This window comes from Pseudonocardia sp. Cha107L01, from assembly GCF_052566575.1.
In genome coordinates, this window is the sequence record NZ_CP199579.1 from 1,500,412 (window position 1) to 1,521,017 (window position 20,606).

Genomic DNA, 20,606 nt, shown 5'->3' on the forward strand with positions numbered 1-20,606 from the left:
GGCTACTCCACGCCTTCCGGTGACGCGCCGGTGATCGACACGCCCTCGGCGACGATCTTCTCGATGTCGGCCAGGTCCGCCTCGGTGAGGTCGACGTCCGCGGCGGCCAGGCTGTTCTCGATGTTGCGCGCACTGCGGGCCCCGACGATGGCCACGTGGACCCCCGGCTGGGCGAGCACCCAGGCGGTGGCGAGCTGGCCGATGGACAGTCCGCGCGAGCCGGCGAGCTCGGCCAGCTTGTCGACCACGGCGAGGTTGCGGCGCAGCGTGTCGCCCCGGAATGCGGTCGACTTCGAGCGCCAGTCGTCGCTGTCGAAGGTGCTGTCCGGGGTGAGCTGGCCGGTCAGCAGGCCGCTGCCCAGTGGGCTGTAGGCGAGCACGCCCACGTTGTGCTTCCTCGCGTAGGGCAGCACGTCGTTCTCGATGTCGCGGCGGAACAGGTGGTACGGCGGCTGCACGGTCTCGACCGGGCGGGTCTTGTCGAAGGCGGCCATCTGCTCGTCGGTGTAGTTGGACACGCCGACGTGGCGGACCTTGCCCTCGTCGATGAGCTCCTGCAGCGCCGTGGCGGTCTCCTCGGCCGGCGTGTCCGAGTCCGGCCAGTGCACCTGGTAGAGGTCGATGTAGTCGACGTTCAGCGCGCGCAGGCTGGCTTCGACGCCGCTGCGCAGCCAGTCCCGGCGCGCGTCGCGCGGCCGGGCGGAACCCGGGTTGATGCCGCCCTTGGTGGCGATGACCAGCTGGTCCCGGTTGCTGTCCAGCTCGCTGCGCAATGCCTTGCCGAGGACCTCCTCGGACCGGCCGAAGCCGTATGCCTGCGCCGTGTCGAAGATGTTGACCCCGAGCGAGCGGGCGTGCCGGATGGCGCCGATCGCGGCGTCCTCGTCGAACGAGCCCCAGTCCCCGCCGAGCTGCCAGGTACCGAACGCGACCCGCGACACGTCCAGACCGCTCTTGCCCAGCACAATATTCCGCATCCGACTATCCCATCCTTCGACACGTAGGCGCTTACGCGAACCTGTCATGTCAGGATAACTTCTGCTGCCCCCGACCTCTCTCAGTCAGGCGGTGCTAGCGCCTGATCAGCGGTTCTTGGCCGCGTTGATGCCGAGCCAGAGTGTGTAGCCGAGCAGTCCGGCGAGGCCGGCGGTGCGCAGTGTCCGGTTGCGGTTGCGCAGGGCCAGGCCGAGCGCCAACTCGGTGGCGCCGTTGCGGTAGATCCAGGACCGGGTGTCGTCGGGGAACACCGGGGCGGTGATCGGCTCGTACAGGCCGGGCGCGACGAAGTGGCTGGCTCCGACGCCGGCGAGCAGGGTTCCGGCGGTCCGTAGTGACAGCAGTGCCATGGTGGAGTCGACTCCTTAGCGGAGCGAGCCCCGCGTCATTGCGACAAGCGTCATTGCGACAATTTCGATGAAGTGTGGCACAGGCGTCGGCATGCGACAAGGCCGCTCAGCGGCCGTCCAGGAGCGGTTGCCTGGGGTCCCAGGTGGTGCCGTCGGCGGCGTCCTTGCGGCGGCGGGCGATGCCGGACAGCGTTTCGAGGACCACGCGGTTCGCCAGGAACGAGGTGATGTCGGCGTGGTCGTAGGGCGGCGACACCTCCACCACGTCCACACCGACGACGGGCAGCTCGTAGGCGATGCGCCGGACCGAGTCGAGCAGCTCGCGGGCGGTGAGGCCGCCGGGCTCGGGGGTGCCGGTGCCGGGGGCGTGCCCGGGGTCGCAGACGTCGATGTCGACCGAGAGGAACACCCCGTCGCAGTCGTCGGTGGCGATGCCGAACGCCTCGGTGAGGCACTCGGGCAGGCCGCGGGCGACGATCTCGGTCATTTCGTAGGAACGCATTCGCTGCTCAGCCATCCAGGCGAGGGTTGCGGGTTCGGGCCAGTAGCCGCGCAGGCCGATCTGCAGGAAGCGGTCGCCGCGCAGCGCACCGGACTCGATCAGCCGGCGCATCGGCTGGCCGTGCCCGACCAGGGAGCCGAACGCGATGTCGCCGGTGTCCGCGTGCGCGTCGAAGTGGATCATCGAGATGCGGCCCTGGCCGTGGTGTTGGGCGACACCGGCGGCGTCCGGCCAGGCGATGGTGTGGTCGCCGCCGAGGATCAGTGGGATGGCCCCGGTGCGGGTCACCGCGTACACCGCCTCCTGCAGGTCGCGCACCGAGCGCTCGGCGTCGCCGGAGTACAGCTCGACGTCGCCGGCGTCGTAGACCTTCAGGTCGGCGCCCAGCCCGTCGACCCGCAGTGCCAGGGACGGGCGGGAGCCGTCGTGCGGCAGGTAGCAGGTCTGGCGGATGAACTGCGGGCCGAACCGGGTACCGGAGCGGTGCGAGGTGCCGCCGTCGAACGGGGCGCCGAGGATGACCACGTCGGCGTCGGCGTAGGTCTCCGGCTCGGCCCAGTCGCAGCGGTCCACGCCGAGGAAGGTGATGTCCGGACCGAACTGGGCGCCGTAGCGGCTCATTGCCTGACCTTTCGGACTGAGGCTCTTCCGGGGTGCGACCGGGTGGACCGCACTCGGAGGTAAGTGTCGATGATGTCGTGCAGCCTGGCGCCGTCGAAACTCGAATCGTGGCCGGCGTGCACGGTGTGCACCGGAAGCTCACGCAACCGGCGCATGGTGGCCAGGTAGGCCTCGATGTCGGAGCCGTCGAGCTCGTCCAGCAACTCGCCGTCGTAGACCACGTCGCCGCTGAACAGGGTGCCGGTGCGCTCCTCGAACAGGGCGATACCGCCGGGGCTGTGCCCGGGCAGGTGCAGCACGGTGAAGGCCCGGTCGCCGAGGTCGACGGTGTCGCCGTCGCCCAGTGCCCTGGTGACCCGGGCCGGGCGCAGCCGGTAGTCGGCGGGGTCGAAGTCCGGGTGTGGGCGCGCGGTGATCAGCAGCTCCGGGAGTGGCTCGCCCGCCGCGTCACGGTCGCGTAGACGGCCACGGCGACCCCCGGCCCGACGATCGTGGACAGGTCGGCGCCGCCCAGCGCCGCGGCGACGGGGCCGGTGAACGCGGTGCTGTTCACGCACAGCAGGGCCGCCGCGCTGCCCAGCAGCTGGGCACCGACCCCGGCCCAGTTGACGCCGTGGCGGTACCAGAACCGGCTGCCCGGCGACTCGTCGTGCAGCTCGGGGCCGTCGTAGCGGTTGCGGCGCAGCACGATGTCGGTGGCGTAGATCGCGATGCTCGGCGCCAGCAGCACGACGCTGAGCTCTAGCACGCTGCTCAGGGTGTCGATGAAGTTGGACACGAACAGCGCGTACCCGGTCAGCGCGACCCCCATCACGCCGTCCAGCAGCACGGTGCGGGCGCGGCTGGCTTTGATGCCGACCGCCTGCAGCTGCAGCCCCGAGCTGTACGCGGTGAGCACGTTGTTGGTGATCGAACCGAGCACGATGACCAGCAGGAACACCGGGTAGAACCACCGGGGCAGCAGGTGTCCGAGCGCGGTCTGCGGGTCGGTCATGTCCACCGCGGTGGCGGCCAGTACGCCCACCCCGCCGAGCACCACGGACGGCAGGAAGCCGCCGAGCGCGGTCCAGCCGGCGACGGCCTTCGGCGAGGTGTCCGCAGGCAGGTAGCGGGCGTAGTCGGCGCCGGTGCCCCAGGACAGCGGGCCGGAGGCGATGATCGTGAGCCCGGTGAACGCGGCCGCCCAGATCCCGGCGCCGTGCAGCGCGGCGCCGTCGACCACGGGCACGAACGACAGGTCGGCGTGGCGCAGGACGAACACCGCCAGCACCAGCATGCAGACCAGCAGCAGCACGGTGAACGCGCCGCTGGCCCGCACGATGGTGGCGTGCCCGTAGACGCTGATCGCCAGCGTGACCACCGCGGTGACCGCGACGATGGCGATCTTGACGCCGGTACCGGCGGGCAGGCCCAGCTGCTCGACCAGCGCGAACCCGGCCAGCGCGCCGATGGACAGGTTGATCGCCTCGTACGCGATGCAGATCAGCCAGCCCGCGACCGCCACGTTGACCCGGTTGCCCCGCACTCCGAACATGGCGCGGGTGACCACGCTGCTCGGCGTCCCGGAGCGGGAGCCGCTGATCGACAGCAGCCCGATCAGCGCCCAGAACAGGTTGCCGGCGACCACCACCAGCATCGCCTGCCAAGCGTTCAGTCCGAGCAACACCAGCGTGCCGCCGAGCACCAGATACAGATAGTTGATGTTGGACGCGGCCCAGACCACAAAAAGTTCCCGGGCGCGGCCGTGCCGCTCGGTGTCGGGCACGAAGTCGATACCCCGGGTCTCGATCTGGCCGGCCCGGTCCTGCCCGGGAGCGTTCGACCCGGTCAGGGGGTCCGCCGCCGGCGCCGTCGCGCTGTCCGATGTGGTCTGTAGCTGGGCCATGGCGGCCTCCGGAGCTGGGTGATCACGACCTTATTGGCCGCCTGAACAATTGCTTATTGGTCGGGCAGTCAATACTGTTGGGGGCGTGACGTCAAGAGCCGTGGCCGGGCACCGCCGTAAACCAGCCGAACAGCGCAAGGCCGAGATAGTCGCCGTGGCCGCCGAGCTGGCGCTGGCGAACGGGCTGGAGGCTCTGACGCTGCGCCGGGTGGCCGAGGCGCTCGGGGTGTTCCCCGGCCTGGTCAACCACTACTTCCCGGCCGTCGACGAGCTGGTCGCCGCCGCCTTCGCCGACGTCGCCGAGGCCGAGCTGCGGGACGTGTTCGAGCTGGTCGAGGTGGCCGGCCCGCCACTGGCTCAGATGCGGGCCCTGATCGGGCAGCTGGTCAGCGAGGAGCAGGACAAGGTCAGCCTGCTGTGGCTGGACGCGTGGCACACGGCGCGGCGGCGGCCGGCCCTGCACGTCGAGGTGAGCAGGCTGATGGAGGCCTGGCGGGACCGGGTCGTCGAGGTGATCGAGCGCGGTCGGGACGGCGGCGTGTTCCGGGTCGACGACCCGGCGGCCTCCGCCACCATGATCATGGCCGCGATCGACGGGATGAGCGTGCAGGCGGCCATGCGCGCGAGCCTGGACTACTCGGTGGTGCGCCGCTGGGTGGTCAGCACCGCCGAGCGTGAGCTGGGCCTACCCCCGGGAGCCCTGGCCGGCTGAGTGCGGCAGGCGCTGGTGGATCCGACCTCACGGCACGTCATGGCCAGCGGCGCTCGGCCTCCGGACCGGGCCCTCGACCGGGCCATTCGCCGCGCCACCGTACGCGCCGGCGGGGGGTGGGCTGTCCCTACTTCAGGTGTAGGGGGCCCACCGCGGGGAGTAGGGCTGGCTCGATCGTGCCGCACCGAGATCTGGCGCAGGCTTCTCACCAGCCGGAAAGACATTCCGGGATGTGCCAGGACAACGAGGCGAGGTTCCAATGTTCAGCAGCTTGTACGCCTACAAGTCGGACTCGGACAGCTACGAGGAGAGCTACGACGAGGACAGCTACGAGGAGAGCTACGACGAGAGCGACGACTCCAGCGATGACTCGTACGACGACAGCGACGACAGCGACGACTCGTACGACGACAGCGACGACGACTCGTACGACGACAGCGACTCGTAGCGACCCGCCGTGGCCCCGCGATGCGGGGTCATGAGCTCCAGAGGCCCGGCCCTGTGCGGCACGCACCAGTTCGAACGAGGAGTAAGAGATGGACGCCGCGCAGGAGCCGAGCCAGGACATCAGCACCCGGGCACGTGAGTTGCTCGAGCACACGCTTAAAGGTGCGAAGGCCAACAGCCGTCCCGACCTGATCAGCCGGTTGAAGCGGGCTCGACGCATGCTCGAGGCCGCCTCTGGTGCCGCTGACCAGGTCGGGGCGGTTCGCCAGGTGGCGGCGGAGGCGTTGCGTTCGCTGGACTCGCTCGGTGTCGACCTGCGGAGCCGCGCCGCGACCCTCGGCGACCCGGCCCGCACCGCCCAGCTGCGGGCCGAACTGGCGGACGTGCAGGCCCGCTCCGAGAGGTTCAAACTGCTGTCCCGGGAGTGGCCGCACAACATGGCGTACGGATTCGCCACGGTGAGCGCCGACGCCGAGTTCGACCTGCGTACCCGGATTCGCACCGTGGTCGGCGACACCGAGGAGACGATCGACGCCGGTGACCCCGCCAAGAACCGCGACCAGCTCGACGCGGAACTGCGCGTGCGCCTGGTCGCCGAAGCTCACCTCAGCTACCGGCGGCTGGACCGAGGTACCCGTGAGGTGGCCGCCGACCTTGCCGCCCAACTCGCGCTGCCCGCGCCGCACCGGCTACCGGCACTGCCGGTCACCCCGCCCCACCGGCTGGTCGCCGAGCTCCCGGACCGGCGCCGGCCCAGCCCGGACCGCCCACTGCAGGCGCGGCTGCTCGCCGTCCTGTTGCCGGGCTACTCCGGGATCGTGATCACCCTGGTGCTGTCCCGGCTGCTCGGCCTGCACCTGCCGGGTTGGGTGATCGGATTGGGCGCTTTGGTCGGCGCGGTGGCGCTCAGTGCCGCCAAGTCCAGCGTGGAACGGAAACGTCAGCTGGACAAGCGGCGGGCCGACGCCGCCAAGGCCGTGCGCGGGCTCACCGACGAGTTCCAGCTCGTGCTGACCAAGCAGATCCGCGACGCTGTCCGCACCGTGCAACACGAGCTCCGCCGTGTCACCGCCGCCGCCGTCGCCGAGCGCACCCCGGCACTCGCCGAGGAGCTCGAGACGGTCCGCGCCTCGGTCGAGACCGCCCGGCGCGCGCCCACCGAGCTCGTCGCCATCGCCGAGGACCTCGACGCGGTCGCCGACCTGCGTGAGCGGGCGCTGGAACTGCGGCGGCTGACCGACGGCGAACCAGGCGCCGACCTGGGCCGCCGCTCACCGCTGACCGTGGTGGCCTGACCAGCCTGCCTGTTGTTACCGAGCTGCACACCAGGCACGTTCCACGCGCCCAGAACCTGCCTCCTGTGCAGTTCGGTAACAGGAGCCGCCGGACCTCAGCCTTGGATGGCCGCAGCGGAGAGCATGGACTTGCCGGGTGCGGAGCAGGCCTGCTCGGGGAACTCGACGTACATCGCCGCGGTGTCGTCGGGGGCGTAGACGCGCAGACCGCGAGCCTGCACCGGCTTGCACTCCTCGGGCGGGTACGCGGCGGCGTTGGTGATGTTGAGCTCGCTGGTCACGTGCCTGCCGGGGGTGAGGGTGACCCGCTGCGCGCCGCTCTTCGGCTGCCGGCTCGCGGGGTCGCCGACCTGCTGGCCGTCGTCCCCGCTCACGAACGACACCCCCGGTGACCCCTGCAGCGTGCACGTCTGCTGGGACTTGTTCGTGAACTGCAGGTTGACCCCGAGGTGGCTCATGCCGGCGCCGCTGCCCGAGACGACCGCGAGCGCCAGGTCCGCGGCCTTGCACTCCTTCGGCCCGGCCGCCACCCCCGGCGTGCTCGCGTCGGGCGCGGCCGAGTCCCCGCTGCCCGGCGAGGAGGCGGACGGGGGCGGGGCGGTGGCTGACTGACCATCTCCGCAGGCGCCCAGCGTCGCCGCGACACCCACCGCGGCCACCGCGAGGATGGCTCGGCGGACGGCGATCACGAACTGTGTCGAGTTCATCCCGCCATGATCTCGGACGTCCCTCGGGCCGATGCGCGGGGACTCACCAGCCGGTCACCGAGGCCGCGGGCGCGGCCTTCTCCCAGCCTCATCGCCCCCGGCTTCGGCCCGACCAGGTGAGTGGCGAGCCACCCGCGCGGTACCAGTCCAGGGTCGCCCTGATGCCGTCGCGGTACGGCGTCGGAGCGGCGTCGAAGCGCCGAGCGAAGTCGCCGCTGTCCACGATGAACGGCTGCTCGAACTGGTAGAGGATCGCCGCGCCCTCCCTGGCCAGCGACGACACGAGGCCGAGCGCGCGGGCGGTGCGGGCGCTGATCGCGGTGACCCGGCCGGTGGTGCCCGCCTCGTCGAACACCGCGCGGACGAAGTCCCGCCCGGTGGTGGGCCGTTCGGTCGGCACGTGCCAGGCGCGGCCGACGGCGTCCGGGTGTTCGCCGAGGGTGACCAGGCCGCGCCCGAAGTCCTCGATGTAGGTCGGGGTGATCGGCAGGTCGAGGTTGCCGAACCAACGCGCTCGGCGACCGGCGGCGGCCGCGCCGAACAGCCCGCGCGCCAGCACCGACTCGACGGCGGGACCGTACAGCTCGCCGGCTCGCGCGATCGCCACCGGCACGCGGCCCTGGTCGTGCGCGCGCAGCAGTTTCTCCGCCAGCCAGGCCCGCAACACGCCCCGGTCGGACACCGGCCGCGACGGTAGGTCCTCGGTCATAGGCCGGTCGACGGCTCCGTACATCCAGGTGTCGTCAGCGAAGACGAGGCGTGCGCCCGCGGCTTCCGCGCCGGCGAGCACCGCGTCCGTCATCGGTGGGAACAGCCTGCGCCAGTCCCGGAACGGCGGCATCGCGCAGTGGTAGACCACGGTGGCGCCGGCGCAGACCTCGCGCATGCGGTCGGCGTCCGTGGCGTCCGCGCCGACGGTCTCCACGCCCGGCGGCACCGGGAAGCTCCCCCGCCGGCTGACCGCGCGGACATGGACACCCCGCTGCGCGAGCAGTCGCACGACCACCTGCCCGCTGGCTCCGCTGCCGCCGATGACAACGTGCGTCTCAGGTTGCACAGCCGTCGACACTGCCAGCACGGGCTTTCGGTCAGCCGCGGTGGCCCGCCAGCTGTCCGCAAGGTCCACACCGTCGGGTGCTGGGTCAGCGGTGGAGCTGCATGCGTGAGGTGATGTCTCCGGGTTCGCGTGGGCGGCGGTGCGGATCAGCCGCCGATGTAGGACATCTCGATGCGCGGCCCGGCTGGCGCGGGTCGGTCGCGTGGGCTCCGCGCAGCTCGGAGTACCGGTCGGTGCGGGCCCGCCAGCGGCCGGCCTTGAGGTCGGCGAGCTGGCTGTCGGTGACGCCGGAGCGCAACGCGGCGCGCAGGTCGGTGCCCGCGGTGCCCACGTCCATGAACTCGATGAACCGCACGGTGTGCCCGGTTCCGGCTCCCTTTGGTGCGGGCGAGCAGGGGGGACCGGCTGGCCCTCGGAGTCGAGGGCCAGCCGGTGAGACGGCCGGGATGCGTCGTTGCCCGGTACGGCCGCGGCGGATCTACAGACCCGCGGGCTCCGCGATCTTCTCGACGTCGACGAGGTTGTCGGAGTACACGCCCGCGTTCCCGAGCGTGCTGTGCCGGTCCGCGGTGATCGAGTTGACCGTGCTGCCGGAGCTCTTGCTCTGCCAGTGCCCGACGTTGGCCATGATCAGGCCGGGCATGAGTGCCTCGTGCAGCACGGCCGGCCCGCAGAATGTGCCGCGGTCGTTGAACACCCGCACGACCTCGCCCTCGATGATGTCCCGCTCCGCCGCGTCGGCCGGGTGGATGAACACGGTCTGGCTTCCCTGGGCGGCCTGTTTGTCAGCGGCGTTCCCGTACTGGCTGTTGAGGAACGCGTGCGGCTTGGGCGAGACGATGTTGAGTGGGTACTTCTTCGCCAGTTCCGGGTTGGAGCCCGGGGACTCGAACGGCGGCAGGTAGTCCGGCACCGGGTCGACGTAGCCGCCGTCCTGCATGCCCTCGTACATCGACCGCCACACCGGCACGACGAAGTTGCCGCCCTCGGCGAGGCTGGAGCGGAACTCGCATTTGCCCGACGGGGTCGGGAAGTTGCCGTAAGCATGCGGGGCACGTTCCTCGGGAGTGCCCACATTGAGCCGCATCCAGCCGACCTCCTTCAGCTTCTCGAAGGTGATGCCCTGCAGCGCCGGTGCGTCCCAGTCATGAAAGTCGATCAGCATCTCTTCGTCGGTGCGGTCCCAGTAGTCGTCGTCGAAGCCCATGGTCCTGGCCAGGCGACGGAACAGCTCGGAGTTCGGCACGCACTCCCCGGGCGGTTCGATGGCCGGCTGGTTGAGCGAGATGTAGAGGTGACCCCAGGTGACCATGATGTCGAGCTGCTCGGCCTGCATGGTCGCCGGCAGCACCAGGTCGGCGAACTTGGCGGTGTCGTTGATGAAGTGGTCGCTGACCACCGTGAACAGGTCCTCGCGCATGAGGCCCTGCATCGTCTTGGCCTGCGCCGGTCCCTGGGAGACCGGGTTGGAGTTGTAGACGAACAGGGACTTGATCGGTGGGTCGAGCCGCAGCTCGCCGGTCAGCGCCATGCCGAGGTCGAGTTCGTTGACCACCCGGGTGCCCTCGGGGATCCACTGCGGCATGCAGATCTTGTCGAACAGGGTGGGGAACTCCCAGATCGGCATCTCCATCGTGCCGCCGCCGACGTGGCGCCAGGCGCCGACCAGGGCGGGCAGGCAGGTGATCGCGCGAATTGCGTCACCGCCGCCGCGGCTGCGCTCGATCGCCACACCTTGGCGGATCGCGGCGGGCTGGCTGGTGGCGTACTCCCGGGCAAGGGTGCGGATGTCCTCGGCCGGGATGCCGGTGATCTCCGAGACGCGCTCCGGCGGGAAGTTCGCGGCGCGCTCGGCGAGTTCGTCGTACCCGACGGTGTAGTTCTCGACGTAGTCGGTGTCGGTGAGCCCCTGGGCGATGATCTCGTGGATCAGACCCAGGGCCAGTGCACCGTCGGTGCCCGGCCGGATCGGGATGTGCCAGTCGGCCTGCCGCGCGGTGCGGGTGCGCACCGGGTCGATCACCACGATCTTGGCGCCGTTGTCCTTGCGGGCCTTCAGCAGGAATGGCCAGCCGTGCAGGTTCGTGCTGGTCATGTTCATGCCCCACACGATGATGTACTTCGAGTAGGCCATCGACTCCACATCGAGCCCGCCGGTGCCGCCCACGGTCATGTGCCAGGCCGTGGAGGACCCGGACTCGCAGTAGGTCTTCTCCGCCACGGTCGAGCCGAGCCGGTTGAAGAACGCGTCACCGGAGGTCAGGCCGTTGATCACGCCCTGGTGGCCGAGGTAGGCGTGCGGCATGATCGCCTGGCTGCCGTACTCGTCGATGATGGATGTCCAGCGCTGTTTGATCTCAGCGAGCGCCTCGTCCCAGGTGATTCGTTCGAACTGTCCGGCGCCCTTCGGCCCGACCCTGCGCAGCGGGTGCATGAGGCGGTCGGACTGGTAGTGGTGCTCAGGGAAGTTCTTCAGCTTGACGCACAGACCGCCCTTGGTCATCGGGTGGTTCGGGTCGCCTTTGACGTCGACGAGCTTGCCGTCCTCGACGTGGTAGAGCATCGCGCAGGTGTCCGGGCAGTCGTGCGGACACGCGCCGCGGATGATTTTCAGTTCTTTGCCGGTGGGGCTGGCCTCGGGTGTGAGCGTCATCGGGAGAGTCCTCCACAGAGTCCGAGCTGGCGAATAGGTCGACCGGACAGCCGAATAGGGGCCCCAGTGAGCCAAGCCAGCGTTACGGCGATATGACACTCCGATGAAGCTGTGTAACTCTCGCGAAATTGCCGCCGACCATTCGCGATCAACACCTATAAATGCAGGTGCCGTCCGAAAACGGCACGGGTCGATGTTGTGTCGCTCGGGTAAATCCCCTGTTCAGCCACCATGTTGCGGCTCCTGGGCGTTGGGGCATCCATGTTTGCAGGTGTTTTCAATCAGCGCCACCGGATAGAGTTCTCGGGTCGGAAGCGTGAACAAGTTAGCACCGAATCAGGCACCGGCCGACGGCCCGAAATCTTCGAGTTGCACCGACAGAAGAAAGAGTGACGATGACTACCCAAACCGCCGAGTACGCCCGCTCTTTGATCACCGCGGAGGATTTCGAGCCGTTCGTGGTGGGCGGGGAGGCCATCGGTGAGGTCCACTGGATCCGAACCGAGGGCGCTGAGGGCGCGACCCTGGCCGTCGGGCTGTGGCGCTCGGAGCCGCAGAGCTTCCCGTACCCGTTCACCGCCGACGAGACGATCCACGCTCTGGAGGGTGAGCTCGTCATCGATCTGGAGAGCGGGGAGAAGGTCACCCTGCGCCCTGGTGACATCGCGTCGTTCACCAAGGGCACCAAGTCGACGTGGACGGTCACCCAGCCGTTCAAGAAGCTGTTCGTCATCAGCGGCTGACAGTGACCGCATGGTCCGGGTGGCCCTGAGGGGTCGCCGGATCGCGCGGCGTGCGGAGGAGCAACCCCAGTGACATCCACCCCGGCGCGACCCCGAACCGAGACCCCTCAGCCGACGGCCCCCGAGCGTGACCCGTCGTCCGTCGCGGTCGAGCACGTGCGCGCCGATACCGACGCCGTCGCGGCTGAGCCGGTCGGGGAAGCCTTCCGTACCTGGGTGCGCGCGTGTGCCCGCGCCGGCTGGAGCGCGGTCGGGGGTACGGAGACCGTCGCTGTCGCCTCGGCACGGGGTCGGTTGACCGCCGAACCGGTACGCGCACGCTGGTCGGTTCCGGCCTACCGCGCGGCGGCGATGGACGGCATCGCGGTCACCACCGCCAGCATCGACGCGCAGACCCGCGCAGGCGGCGCAATCGCGGCTGATCCCGCGGTGATCAGGCTGTCGCCGGAGCAGTTCGACCACGTCGACACCGGGGACCCGGTACCCGAGGACCGCGACGCGGTCGTCATGCGGGAACTGGTGACGCTCACTCCCAGCGGCCACGCGGAGCTCAGCGCCCCGGCCGACGCCGGCCGCCACATCCGCCCGGTCGGAGAGGACATCGAGGCCGGCGCGGTCGTGCTCCCGGCTGGGCACCGGGTCCGGCCGGCCGATGCGGCCGCCCTCGCCGCCGCCGGGCACGTGAGCATCCTGGTCAGGCGTCGGCCGAATGTCGCGATCCTGCCCACCGGTGACGAAATCCGTCCGGTCGGGGCGACCCTGGCACCAGGACAGATCCTCGACACCAACTCGATCATGCTCGCGGGGCTGGCCGAGGAGGCCGGCTGCCTCACCGAGACGCTGCCCATCGTCCCCGACGTACCGGACCAGATCGCCGCCGCGGTCGCCGCCGCGGCGAGAGAGGCGGACCTCGTGCTGGTCATCGCCGGGTCCAGCGCTGGCCGCGACGACCACACCTCCTCGGTCATCAGGCAGCTGGGGCGGGTCGCGGTGCACGGAGTGGCGATGCGTCCCGGTCATCCGGTCGTCCTCGGGGTGCTCGGCGGTAGCGAAGACGACGCGGACAGCCCCGGGCTCTCCGGCATCGACGACAACATCGGGGACGGCGCCGGTGTTTTTGCCGTGGTCGAGCCGAAGGGCCCGCTGCCGCGGGTCCGGCCCGGGACACCGGCGGTTCCCGTGGTGGGGATCCCCGGGTACCCGGCCTCGGCGGAGCGGGCCTACACCTGCTTCGTTCGCCCCATGCTCCATCGCATCCTCGACACCGGAGCCGCCGGCGGGGTGGAGTACGGCGTCCCGGCCCGCCTGGCCGGCCCGATCGTCTCCGCCGAGCATCTCGACGAGTATGTGCGGGTGCGGCTCGCCCGGGTCGTCGCCCCACGCACGGGGCACGCCACGCTCGTCGCTGTCGCACTGCCGAGGGGAGCGGGTGCCCTGAACACACTCGTGCAGACCGAGGCGATCCTGCGGATCCCCGCCGGCGACACCGGCTATCCCGCCGGCGCCACCGTGCGCCCGGTGCCGGTCGAGGGCGCGGCCTTCGCCACCGGCACCACCATCGTCACCGGGCTTCGTTCCCCGGCGACCGACGCCCTCGCCGACCTGCTCGGCGCCGACCTGCCGGTCGCCGCGGTGCACTGGCACACCCTCGGCGAACACTCCGCCGTGGAAGCCCTGGCCGACGGGCTCTGTCACGCCGCCGCTGTCCTGGTCGAAGTTGCGGGCGCGCTCCCCGATGAACACCTCGCCGCCGGGCTGGTCGAGCGCCTCGGCCCCATCACGCTGCTCGAACTCGCCCGCGTCGGGGCGCAGGCCGAGATGCTCGTCGTACCCGCCGCCGCGTTCGACAGCCGCGCGGTCGAGCAACTGCGCACGGCGCTCAGCTCGATGGGCTACCGGCGTGCGCTGCGCCGGCTCCGCGGCTACTCGGGGCGCGGCGCCGGGCACGAAACATGGCACGGCCCGGCGGGCGCCAACCCGACAACCGCACCTTCGGTCCCGGCGAACGGAGCCACCCAATGTGCTACACGGTGAAATCGATCGACGATGTCCGAAACCTTGTGCTCGCCACTAGGGGGCTGTCCGGGCTGTGCGACCTGCCCGCCCTGGTCACCAAGGCCTGCCGGCGTCTGTTCGACCTGATCGCCGCCGACGTCGCGGCCATCGCCATCTACGACGGCGAGGACACCCTGATCCTCGGAGCCGCCGAGGGCAGTACCGCGCCGCTGGCCGGGATCCGACTTCCCCGCGGTGCGGGGCTGGGCTGGCGCGCGCTGGAACGCAGCATGCCGACCACCACCGGCAACTGCGCCACCGACGCCGAGCACCTCGACGACCTCGTCGAGGTGCTCGTCGCCGACGACATCCGCGGGCTGGCCGCCGTGCCGATCGAGTTCGGGGGGAACTGGCTCGGGGTGATGTACGCGGGCATGCGCGGACGGCGAGTGTCGCCGCGGACCACGCTGCTGATGAACGAGTTCGGCGCCTCCCTCGCCCCGCTGATCGTCACCGCCGCACGCGCCGACCGGGCGGGACAGCTCGCGGTCGAGGAGGACCGCCAGCGCATCGCCCAACAACTCCACGACACCGCGGGACAGCTGCTGTTCAAGATCTCGATGTCCGCCAAGGAAATTCAGCAGACCGCCGCTGCCGATCCCGAAACCGCGACCCGGTCCGCCCGGGAGATCGAGGCCGACGCCGCCGAGGCCTCGGCGTACCTGCGCGAAGCCATGCACAGCCTCATGCCGACCGCCGGCGCCCTCTCGGTCACGATGCGTCGGGACGTGGCCACCTTCGCCTCCCGCACCGGCATCGCCACCGAGGTCGTCACCCTGGGCACCCCCGCCCCGGCAAAACCCGAGCTGGAGACCATCCTGCTCTCCACGTTGCGCGAGGCCCTGCACAACATCGAGAAACACGCCGGGGCCAGCGCGGTGCTCGTGTCGCTCGCCTACCAGTCCCACCAACTCGTCCTTGCCGTCGAGGACGACGGCAAGGGGCTGCCCACCGACTTCGAACTCAATCCGGTCCCCGGTCGCGGTTCCGGACTGGGCATTCCAGGGCTGCTGCAGAAGGTCAACGGGACCGGCGGCGTCCTGCGGCTGGCGGCCAACGACGACGGTGGCACCAGCCTGCGCGTCACCATCCCACTGGTGGACTGCCCGTGAGTACCCCGTCGCCGGGCTCCGCCGCGTCGACCCCGGTTGCGACGGACCGCCTCTCGATGAGCACCGTGCTGATCGCTGACGACCATCCACTCGTCGCGCACGGCATCGAAAGGGTCCTCGCCGCGACGTCCGAGTTCACGGTGATCGCCGCGTGCTACTCCGGCAAGGACACCCTCGAGATCGCTCAGCGCACCCGGCCCGACCTGATCCTGCTCGACGTGCGCCTCGGTGACCTCAACGGCTCCGACGTCTGCCGCGAGCTCGGGACCAGCACGCCGGCCGCGAAGATCGTCATGCTGACCGCCTTCGACGACACCGAGAACCTGCGGCGCTGTCTGGAAGCCGGCGCCGCGGGCGTACTCCTCAAAGGCACCCTCGACCTCGACCTCGTCCAGGCCCTGCGTGACGTCCGCGACGGTCGGATGGTCGTCGACGCCGGGATCGCCCGAGCGTTGGAAACAGCGAGCGGGCTGCTGAAGACCGATGGTGCCAGCTACCCGCAGTTGCGTCCTCGGGAAGTCGACGTGCTGCGCCTGATGGCCGCCGGCATGACGACCAAGGACATCGCGGAACAACTCGACCTCACCGTCAACACCGTCCGCAGCTACACCCAGGCACTGATGGAAAAGCTCGGCGCGCACACCCGCGTTCAGGCCATCGTCTACGCCCAGAAACTACAGCTGATCTAGGTCGTTGAAGCCGGGCCGACTCCCGGCGACGACACCGTCCTGACCTGTGGTCAGGCAGCGTTCGAGTCGGCCTGGACACGTTTGGCCCAGGTTTGCTACTCCTTCCGTGTGGCGGGCGGCGAGATCGCCTGAGGTTGCACGGACGTTCGGGTGGTTCTCCGCCGGCGCCGAAACGCTATGGGTAGGTAGGGCGACATTGGGTACGTAGGGCGACGAAACCCTCATCGGGCCCACAGTCAGTCCTCAGCCGGGGTACAGCCGACTGTGCGGGGCGGACGGGCCCACCGCGGTGTTCCGAGGAGGTAGCGGAGAGGCTTCAGACGGGTCGGCCGGTCCGGAAGGGTCTGCGTCCAGTCACTCGCGAGGCGGGTGTGTGCCATTCGGCAATTGACGCTGACCTCTTTTTGCGTGGGCTGATTCGCCTGTTGTTCCAAGCAGAAACAAAGGCATTGCCACGGGCGACTCCAGGGTCCATAGTGGTGGCTGATTTTCCGAGGTAGACGCGGAGTCAGAGGCGCACCGGCAAAACAGATCGCCGGACCGTTCGCAGCGGGAAGATTGCTTCTGATTTGTCCTGCGCTTCTTCAACCGCGAGCGGAAGTTACCGTTTCAACACATTAGAAGTTACCATTCCGACACTTTCGGGAGGGGCCATGGTAGTGGCAGACGGTGCCGAGACCCTGGCAGTCGCGCAGGCCCCTATGGCCGCCCCGTTGCTCGCCGGCGACAGTCAGGTTGCTCCATCGCCGACGATGCAGGCCTTTGCCCAGTTGCTCGCCGACATCGTCGGTGGCCAGGAGATTTCCGCGGCCAGCCACTTCTTCGATGACCTGGGGGCCGACTCGCTGTTGATGACCCGGTTCTGTGCCAGGGTCAGGAAGCGACCCGACCTGCCGTCGGTGTCGATGAAGGACATCTACCGATATCCGACGCTCGGAGCCCTGTGCGCAGCGCTCGCGGGGACCGGGGCCAGCCGCGCCGGGCCGCCGGCCCCGGCGCCGGTCGAGAAGTCACCGGAGGCCGTTCCGGCGGCCGAGGGGACGCCATTTGTGCGGGAGCCACGCCCGGTCGCGGTTGTTGCACCGGCGGAGGTTTCCTCGGTGGAACCGGAACGGCGGGGAAGCACAGCGCTTTTCCTGGTGTGCGGGGCGGCGCAACTGCTCCTGTTCTGCTGTGCCTCGCTATTCACCGCGCTGATTGCCACCGAAGGCTACGAGTGGGTGTCCACAGGTTCGGGCGTGATCGGCCGTTATGCCCGGGCGAGGCTCGAGGGCGGTACGAATTCGTTGGCCCTGGCCTATGCGTGGCTCTCGACCGGCGCCGGCGACACGCTGTCGATCTATCTCCGGTCGGTTCTGTTCACCGTCGCCAGCTTCGCGCTGCTGTGTGTATTGCCCATCGCGGCGAAGTGGCTGCTCGTCGGCCGGTGGAAGCCTCGGCGGATCCGCGTGTGGAGTCTGGGGTACCTCCGATTCTGGGTGGTCAAGTCGCTGGTCCGGACCAACCCGTTGGTGCTGTTCGTCGGGACGCCGATCTACCCGCTCTATCTGCGGGCGCTGGGCGCGAAGGTCGGACGGGGCGTAGCCGTCTTCTCCCGGACCGTGCCGGTGTGCACCGACCTGCTCACCATCGGCGACCGCGCGGTCATCCGTAAGGACACCCTGTTCGCCTGCTATCGCGCCCACGCCGGCGTCATCCAGACCGGCCGGGTCACCATCGGGGCGGACGCGCTGGTCAGTGAGGCGTCGGTGCTGGACATCGACACCTCGTTGGGACAGTCGGCTCAGCTCGGCCACGCCTCCAGCCTGCACCCGGGGCAGGCGGTGCCGGACGGTGAGCGCTGGCACGGCACCCCGGGGCGCCGGACGGAGGTCGACTTCCGGACGGTGTCGCCCACCCGGTGTGGCTGGACGCGCAGGTTCGTCTACAGCGTCGGGCAGCTGCTGAAGGTGCTGGTGGTGGCTTCGGCGGCGTTCGCCGCGGTGGTCCTGGTGACGGTCCGGGTGCCCCGCGTGGCCGCCCTGTTCGACGCGGGGCCCCGCAGCCTCACCGCCTGGTCGCACTACCGTGACACCCTTGTCGTCTCCGCCGTGCTGTTCGCGGGTGTCCTGCTCACCGGTCTCCTGGTTGTCGCCACCGTCCCGCGTCTGCTGAACCTGTTCCTGCGGACCGGCCGGGCCTACCCCCTCTACGGCTTCCGCTACGGCGTGCACCGCACGGTGGCGCGGCTGACGAACATCCGGTTCTTCACGCTGCTGTTCGGCGACAGCTCCGCCGTGGTCGGTTACCTGCGTTGGATTGGGTACCGGCTGCGGCCCGTCCAGCAGACCGGGTCGAATTTCGGCACCGAGGTCAAGCACGAGAATCCGTACTCGAGCCACGTGGGTACCGGAACGATGGTCGCCGACGGGTTGTCGATCGCCAGTGCCGACTATTCCAGCAGTTCCTTCCGGGTGTGCGAGGTGTTCATCGGGCGGGGCAACTTCCTGGGCAACCACATCGCGTATCCGTCCGGCGGCCGGACCGGCGACAACTGCCTGCTGGCCACGAAGGTGATGGTGCCGATCGACGGCGAGGTTCGCGAGGGCGTGGGATTGCTGGGCTCACCGAGCTTCGAGATCCCGCGAACGGTCGAGCGGGACCACAAGTTCGACGACCTCCGAGAAGCGGGCGAGCTGCGCCGCCGGCTGGCCGCCAAGAGGCGGCACAACGTGGCGACCATGATCCTCTTTCTGTTGGTGTACTGGCTGCACTTCGTCGGGCTCACCCTCTTAGCCACCGTCCTCGCGGTGTTCTACCGCCCGCTGGGTGTGCTGGCGGTCGGGCTCTCCATCGTGGCCGCCATGCTGTTCACCGTCGGTTACTTCGTGTTGGTCGAGCGGGCCGTCCAGCTGTTCCGGCCGATCCGGCCGCTGTACTGCTCGATCTACGACCGGCGCTTCTGGCGGCACGAACGATTCTGGAAGAGCAGCCCGGTCACCTACCAGATCATCTTCAACGGCACCCCGTTCAAGAACCTGATCTGGCGGCTGCTCGGTGTCCGGCTCGGGCGCCGCGTCTTCGACGACGGGTGCATCATCCCGGAGAAGAACCTGGTCACCATCGGTGACGACTGCACGCTCAACATGAACAGCCGGATCCAGTGCCACTCACAGGAGGACGGTGCGTTCAAGTCCGACCGCACGGAGCTCGGGTCCGGCGTCACGCTCGGGGTGTATGCGCTCGTCCATTACGGCGTCACGATCGGCGACGGTGCGGTCCTCGACGCCGATGCGTTCCTGATGAAGGGCGAGCAGGTCACCGCCCACACCTGGTGGAGCGGCAACCCGGCCGCCGAGGTGGGGCTGCCCGCGTCGGCCGCTGCCTCCCCGGCGGCGGTGCGGGCGCCGGTGCTGGCGCCGACGGAGACCAAGCCGGATCTGCTGGCCGGGACGTCAGCGGCCCGCGGCTCCGGCTCGGCCGCCGAGCTGACTGGGCAGGGGCGCGACGACGAGCTGGCCGGGTCGGGGTGCCCGACGGTGTCGAGCGAGCTGCCCGGGCCGAGGTCGGTGGAGCTGGGGTGCCCGGGGCACGTGCCCGACGTGACGATGCAGTGTCAGCTGGGCCTCCCGGTCGTGGTCGCCGGGGCCGGCGGGAGCTTCGTACGCGATGTGGACGGCAATGTGTTCGTCGACTTCGCCTCGGGTGCCGACCCGCTCCCGTTGGGGCACAACCATCCCGTCCTGACCTCGGAGATCTCCACGCGGCTGGAACAGGCTGTCTCCGGGCCGCAGGCGATCGGTTGGGTGCGGCGGGCCTCCTCCCAGGCGGAACTGTCCATGCTGCCCGCGCCGATGCGGGCGCGCATGGGGATCCAGTTCGGGACACCCGCCGGAGGCAGTTCGGTCGACGCGGCGCTGGGGCTGTGCCGGGCAGTGACCGGTCGCCGTGACGTGGTGGCGCTGGAGGGCGAGTTTTCCCTGTCGCAGGTGCTGCACGACCGCGCGGGCGCGGTGCGGCTACCCGCCGCGGTACTGATCTCGATGACCGGCGGCCTGGGTGGCGTGGTCCCGGCCCGGCGCGAGTTCGTTCACCGGGTACGGCAGATGACCCGCGAGCTCGGCATTCCGCTGGTGGTGAACGAGACCGGCACGGACGCCGGCCGCACCGGCACCTGGTTCGCGTTCGAGCAGTACGACATCGAGCCCGACGTGGTGGTCTGCTCTCGGGCGCTCACCGGCTTCGAGCGTCCGACCGCGGTGGTGCTCTACGACGTCCGCATGGCGCCGTACGCGGTGGACGCCCCCGGTGACCCCGGCAGCCGGATTGCTCTCCTGGCCGGCATCAGGATGGTCGACGTCGTCCGCCGGGACGACCTGCTGAGCAACGCCCGCGCCCGAGGCGAGCAGCTGCGTGCGCGGCTGGCCGAGCTGCGGGAACACCCGGCGGTGCTGGACGTGCACGGACGCGGGCTGATGTGGGGCATCGAGCTGATGTCACCGGTCCCGGGGCGCGGAGCGTCCCAACTGGCGGTCGACGTTCGGGCGCACATGTTGCGCGGCGGTGTGATCGTCCAGCTCAGTGGCCCGGCAAGCACGGTGCTGCGGATCCAGCCGCCGCTGACCGTCCGTGCCGAAGTGATCGACACCGCCGTGTCCGTGCTCGCCGGCGCGCTCGCGGAGGCCGCGCAATGGCCAGACGGCACCGGCTGGCGAGGCGACGGGGCGGCGGTCGGCGCCGGGGCGCACGCGGCCGAGGGACGAGCGGGTTGACGGGCATGCGGGGTCAGCGGGAGAGGGGCGC

The 20,606-nt window shown here is 70.1% G+C and carries 17 protein-coding genes; 8 read left to right on the forward strand and 9 right to left on the reverse strand.

The features are described 5' to 3' along the window. Positions 1-2 precede the first annotated feature (2 nt). The 5 genes from ACTXG6_RS07110 to ACTXG6_RS07130 form a co-directional block, all read right to left on the reverse strand. Positions 3-977: an aldo/keto reductase gene (locus tag ACTXG6_RS07110; protein ID WP_445186964.1), complete on the reverse strand. Its 975-nt coding sequence runs from the start codon at positions 975-977 to the stop codon at positions 3-5. 105 nt (positions 978-1,082) lie between these two features. After that, positions 1,083-1,346, reverse strand: a complete 264-nt coding sequence (locus ACTXG6_RS07115; protein ID WP_445186965.1) for a hypothetical protein — start codon at positions 1,344-1,346, stop codon at positions 1,083-1,085. A gap of 106 nt (positions 1,347-1,452) precedes the next feature. After that, positions 1,453-2,469, reverse strand: a complete 1,017-nt coding sequence (speB, locus tag ACTXG6_RS07120) for an agmatinase (protein WP_445186966.1) — start codon at positions 2,467-2,469, stop codon at positions 1,453-1,455. Further along, positions 2,466-2,891: an MBL fold metallo-hydrolase gene (locus tag ACTXG6_RS07125; protein ID WP_445189935.1), complete on the reverse strand. Its 426-nt coding sequence runs from the start codon at positions 2,889-2,891 to the stop codon at positions 2,466-2,468. Before ACTXG6_RS07125 ends, speB begins: the two co-directional genes overlap by 4 nt. Further along, the gene (locus ACTXG6_RS07130; protein WP_445186967.1) at positions 2,885-4,354 is read right to left on the reverse strand and encodes a purine-cytosine permease family protein; all 1,470 of its coding nucleotides are present in this window, start codon (positions 4,352-4,354) and stop codon (positions 2,885-2,887) included. The genes ACTXG6_RS07125 and ACTXG6_RS07130 overlap by 7 nt, the downstream gene beginning before the upstream one ends. A gap of 85 nt (positions 4,355-4,439) precedes the next feature. Between ACTXG6_RS07130 and ACTXG6_RS07135 the strand changes: the two genes are divergently transcribed. The 3 genes from ACTXG6_RS07135 to ACTXG6_RS07145 all read left to right on the forward strand — a co-directional run bounded on the left by ACTXG6_RS07135 (position 4,440) and on the right by ACTXG6_RS07145 (position 6,808). Then, positions 4,440-5,066 carry a TetR/AcrR family transcriptional regulator gene (locus ACTXG6_RS07135; protein WP_445186968.1) on the forward strand — a complete coding sequence of 209 codons (627 nt, stop codon included), beginning with the start codon at positions 4,440-4,442 and terminating at the stop codon, positions 5,064-5,066. A 259-nt stretch (positions 5,067-5,325) separates the two neighbouring features. Further along, a complete protein-coding gene (locus ACTXG6_RS07140; RefSeq protein WP_445186969.1) occupies positions 5,326-5,514 on the forward strand; it encodes a hypothetical protein in 189 nt (62 codons plus the stop codon). Positions 5,515-5,602: 88 nt separating this feature from the next. Then, complete coding sequence (locus tag ACTXG6_RS07145; RefSeq protein WP_445186970.1) at positions 5,603-6,808, forward strand: hypothetical protein; 1,206 nt, start codon at positions 5,603-5,605, stop codon at positions 6,806-6,808. Between the two features lie 95 nt (positions 6,809-6,903). On the opposite strand, the gene ACTXG6_RS07150 is transcribed toward ACTXG6_RS07145, so the two are convergent. From ACTXG6_RS07150 to ACTXG6_RS07165, 4 genes are all read right to left on the reverse strand, one after another. Further along, positions 6,904-7,515 (reverse strand): DUF4232 domain-containing protein, encoded by a 612-nt coding sequence (locus ACTXG6_RS07150; protein ID WP_445186971.1) that lies wholly within the window; start codon positions 7,513-7,515, stop codon positions 6,904-6,906. An 88-nt stretch (positions 7,516-7,603) separates the two neighbouring features. Continuing rightward, a complete protein-coding gene (locus tag ACTXG6_RS07155) occupies positions 7,604-8,572 on the reverse strand; it encodes an NAD-dependent epimerase/dehydratase family protein (protein WP_445186972.1) in 969 nt (322 codons plus the stop codon). 85 nt (positions 8,573-8,657) lie between these two features. Continuing rightward, positions 8,658-8,927 (reverse strand): hypothetical protein, encoded by a 270-nt coding sequence (locus tag ACTXG6_RS07160; protein ID WP_445186973.1) that lies wholly within the window; start codon positions 8,925-8,927, stop codon positions 8,658-8,660. A gap of 123 nt (positions 8,928-9,050) precedes the next feature. Further along, on the reverse strand, positions 9,051-11,225 hold the full coding sequence (locus ACTXG6_RS07165; protein WP_445186974.1) for a molybdopterin-containing oxidoreductase family protein: 2,175 nt from the start codon (positions 11,223-11,225) through the stop codon (positions 9,051-9,053). Positions 11,226-11,620: 395 nt separating this feature from the next. Between ACTXG6_RS07165 and ACTXG6_RS07170 the strand changes: the two genes are divergently transcribed. From ACTXG6_RS07170 to ACTXG6_RS07190, 5 genes are all read left to right on the forward strand, one after another. Next, positions 11,621-11,968 carry a cupin domain-containing protein gene (locus tag ACTXG6_RS07170; RefSeq protein WP_445186975.1) on the forward strand — a complete coding sequence of 116 codons (348 nt, stop codon included), beginning with the start codon at positions 11,621-11,623 and terminating at the stop codon, positions 11,966-11,968. Between the two features lie 69 nt (positions 11,969-12,037). Then, positions 12,038-14,002: a molybdopterin-binding protein gene (locus tag ACTXG6_RS07175; protein WP_445186976.1), complete on the forward strand. Its 1,965-nt coding sequence runs from the start codon at positions 12,038-12,040 to the stop codon at positions 14,000-14,002. A gap of 26 nt (positions 14,003-14,028) precedes the next feature. Next, positions 14,029-15,135, forward strand: a complete 1,107-nt coding sequence (locus tag ACTXG6_RS07180; protein ID WP_445186977.1) for a histidine kinase — start codon at positions 14,029-14,031, stop codon at positions 15,133-15,135. A gap of 56 nt (positions 15,136-15,191) precedes the next feature. After that, positions 15,192-15,824, forward strand: a complete 633-nt coding sequence (locus ACTXG6_RS07185; RefSeq protein WP_445186978.1) for a response regulator — start codon at positions 15,192-15,194, stop codon at positions 15,822-15,824. Between the two features lie 653 nt (positions 15,825-16,477). Then, positions 16,478-20,575, forward strand: coding sequence for a Pls/PosA family non-ribosomal peptide synthetase (locus ACTXG6_RS07190; protein ID WP_445186979.1), 4,098 nt, complete (start codon positions 16,478-16,480; stop codon positions 20,573-20,575). Positions 20,576-20,606: the final 31 nt, after the last annotated feature.

Bases quoted from the DNA above. Each gene is read 5' to 3' on its own strand.
- ACTXG6_RS07165 (WP_445186974.1), bottom strand. From the start codon at position 11,225: ATGACGCTCACACCCGAGGCCAGCCCCACCGGCAAAGAACTGAAAATC.
- ACTXG6_RS07170 (WP_445186975.1), top strand. From the start codon at position 11,621: ATGACTACCCAAACCGCCGAGTACGCCCGCTCTTTGATCACCGCGGAG.
- ACTXG6_RS07150 (WP_445186971.1), bottom strand. From the start codon at position 7,515: ATGAACTCGACACAGTTCGTGATCGCCGTCCGCCGAGCCATCCTCGCG.
- ACTXG6_RS07190 (WP_445186979.1), top strand. From the start codon at position 16,478: ATGGTAGTGGCAGACGGTGCCGAGACCCTGGCAGTCGCGCAGGCCCCT.
- ACTXG6_RS07130 (WP_445186967.1), bottom strand. From the start codon at position 4,354: ATGGCCCAGCTACAGACCACATCGGACAGCGCGACGGCGCCGGCGGCG.
- ACTXG6_RS07140 (WP_445186969.1), top strand. From the start codon at position 5,326: ATGTTCAGCAGCTTGTACGCCTACAAGTCGGACTCGGACAGCTACGAG.
- ACTXG6_RS07185 (WP_445186978.1), top strand. From the start codon at position 15,192: ATGAGCACCGTGCTGATCGCTGACGACCATCCACTCGTCGCGCACGGC.
- ACTXG6_RS07110 (WP_445186964.1), bottom strand. From the start codon at position 977: ATGCGGAATATTGTGCTGGGCAAGAGCGGTCTGGACGTGTCGCGGGTC.
- speB (WP_445186966.1), bottom strand. From the start codon at position 2,469: ATGAGCCGCTACGGCGCCCAGTTCGGTCCGGACATCACCTTCCTCGGC.
- ACTXG6_RS07115 (WP_445186965.1), bottom strand. From the start codon at position 1,346: ATGGCACTGCTGTCACTACGGACCGCCGGAACCCTGCTCGCCGGCGTC.
- ACTXG6_RS07145 (WP_445186970.1), top strand. From the start codon at position 5,603: ATGGACGCCGCGCAGGAGCCGAGCCAGGACATCAGCACCCGGGCACGT.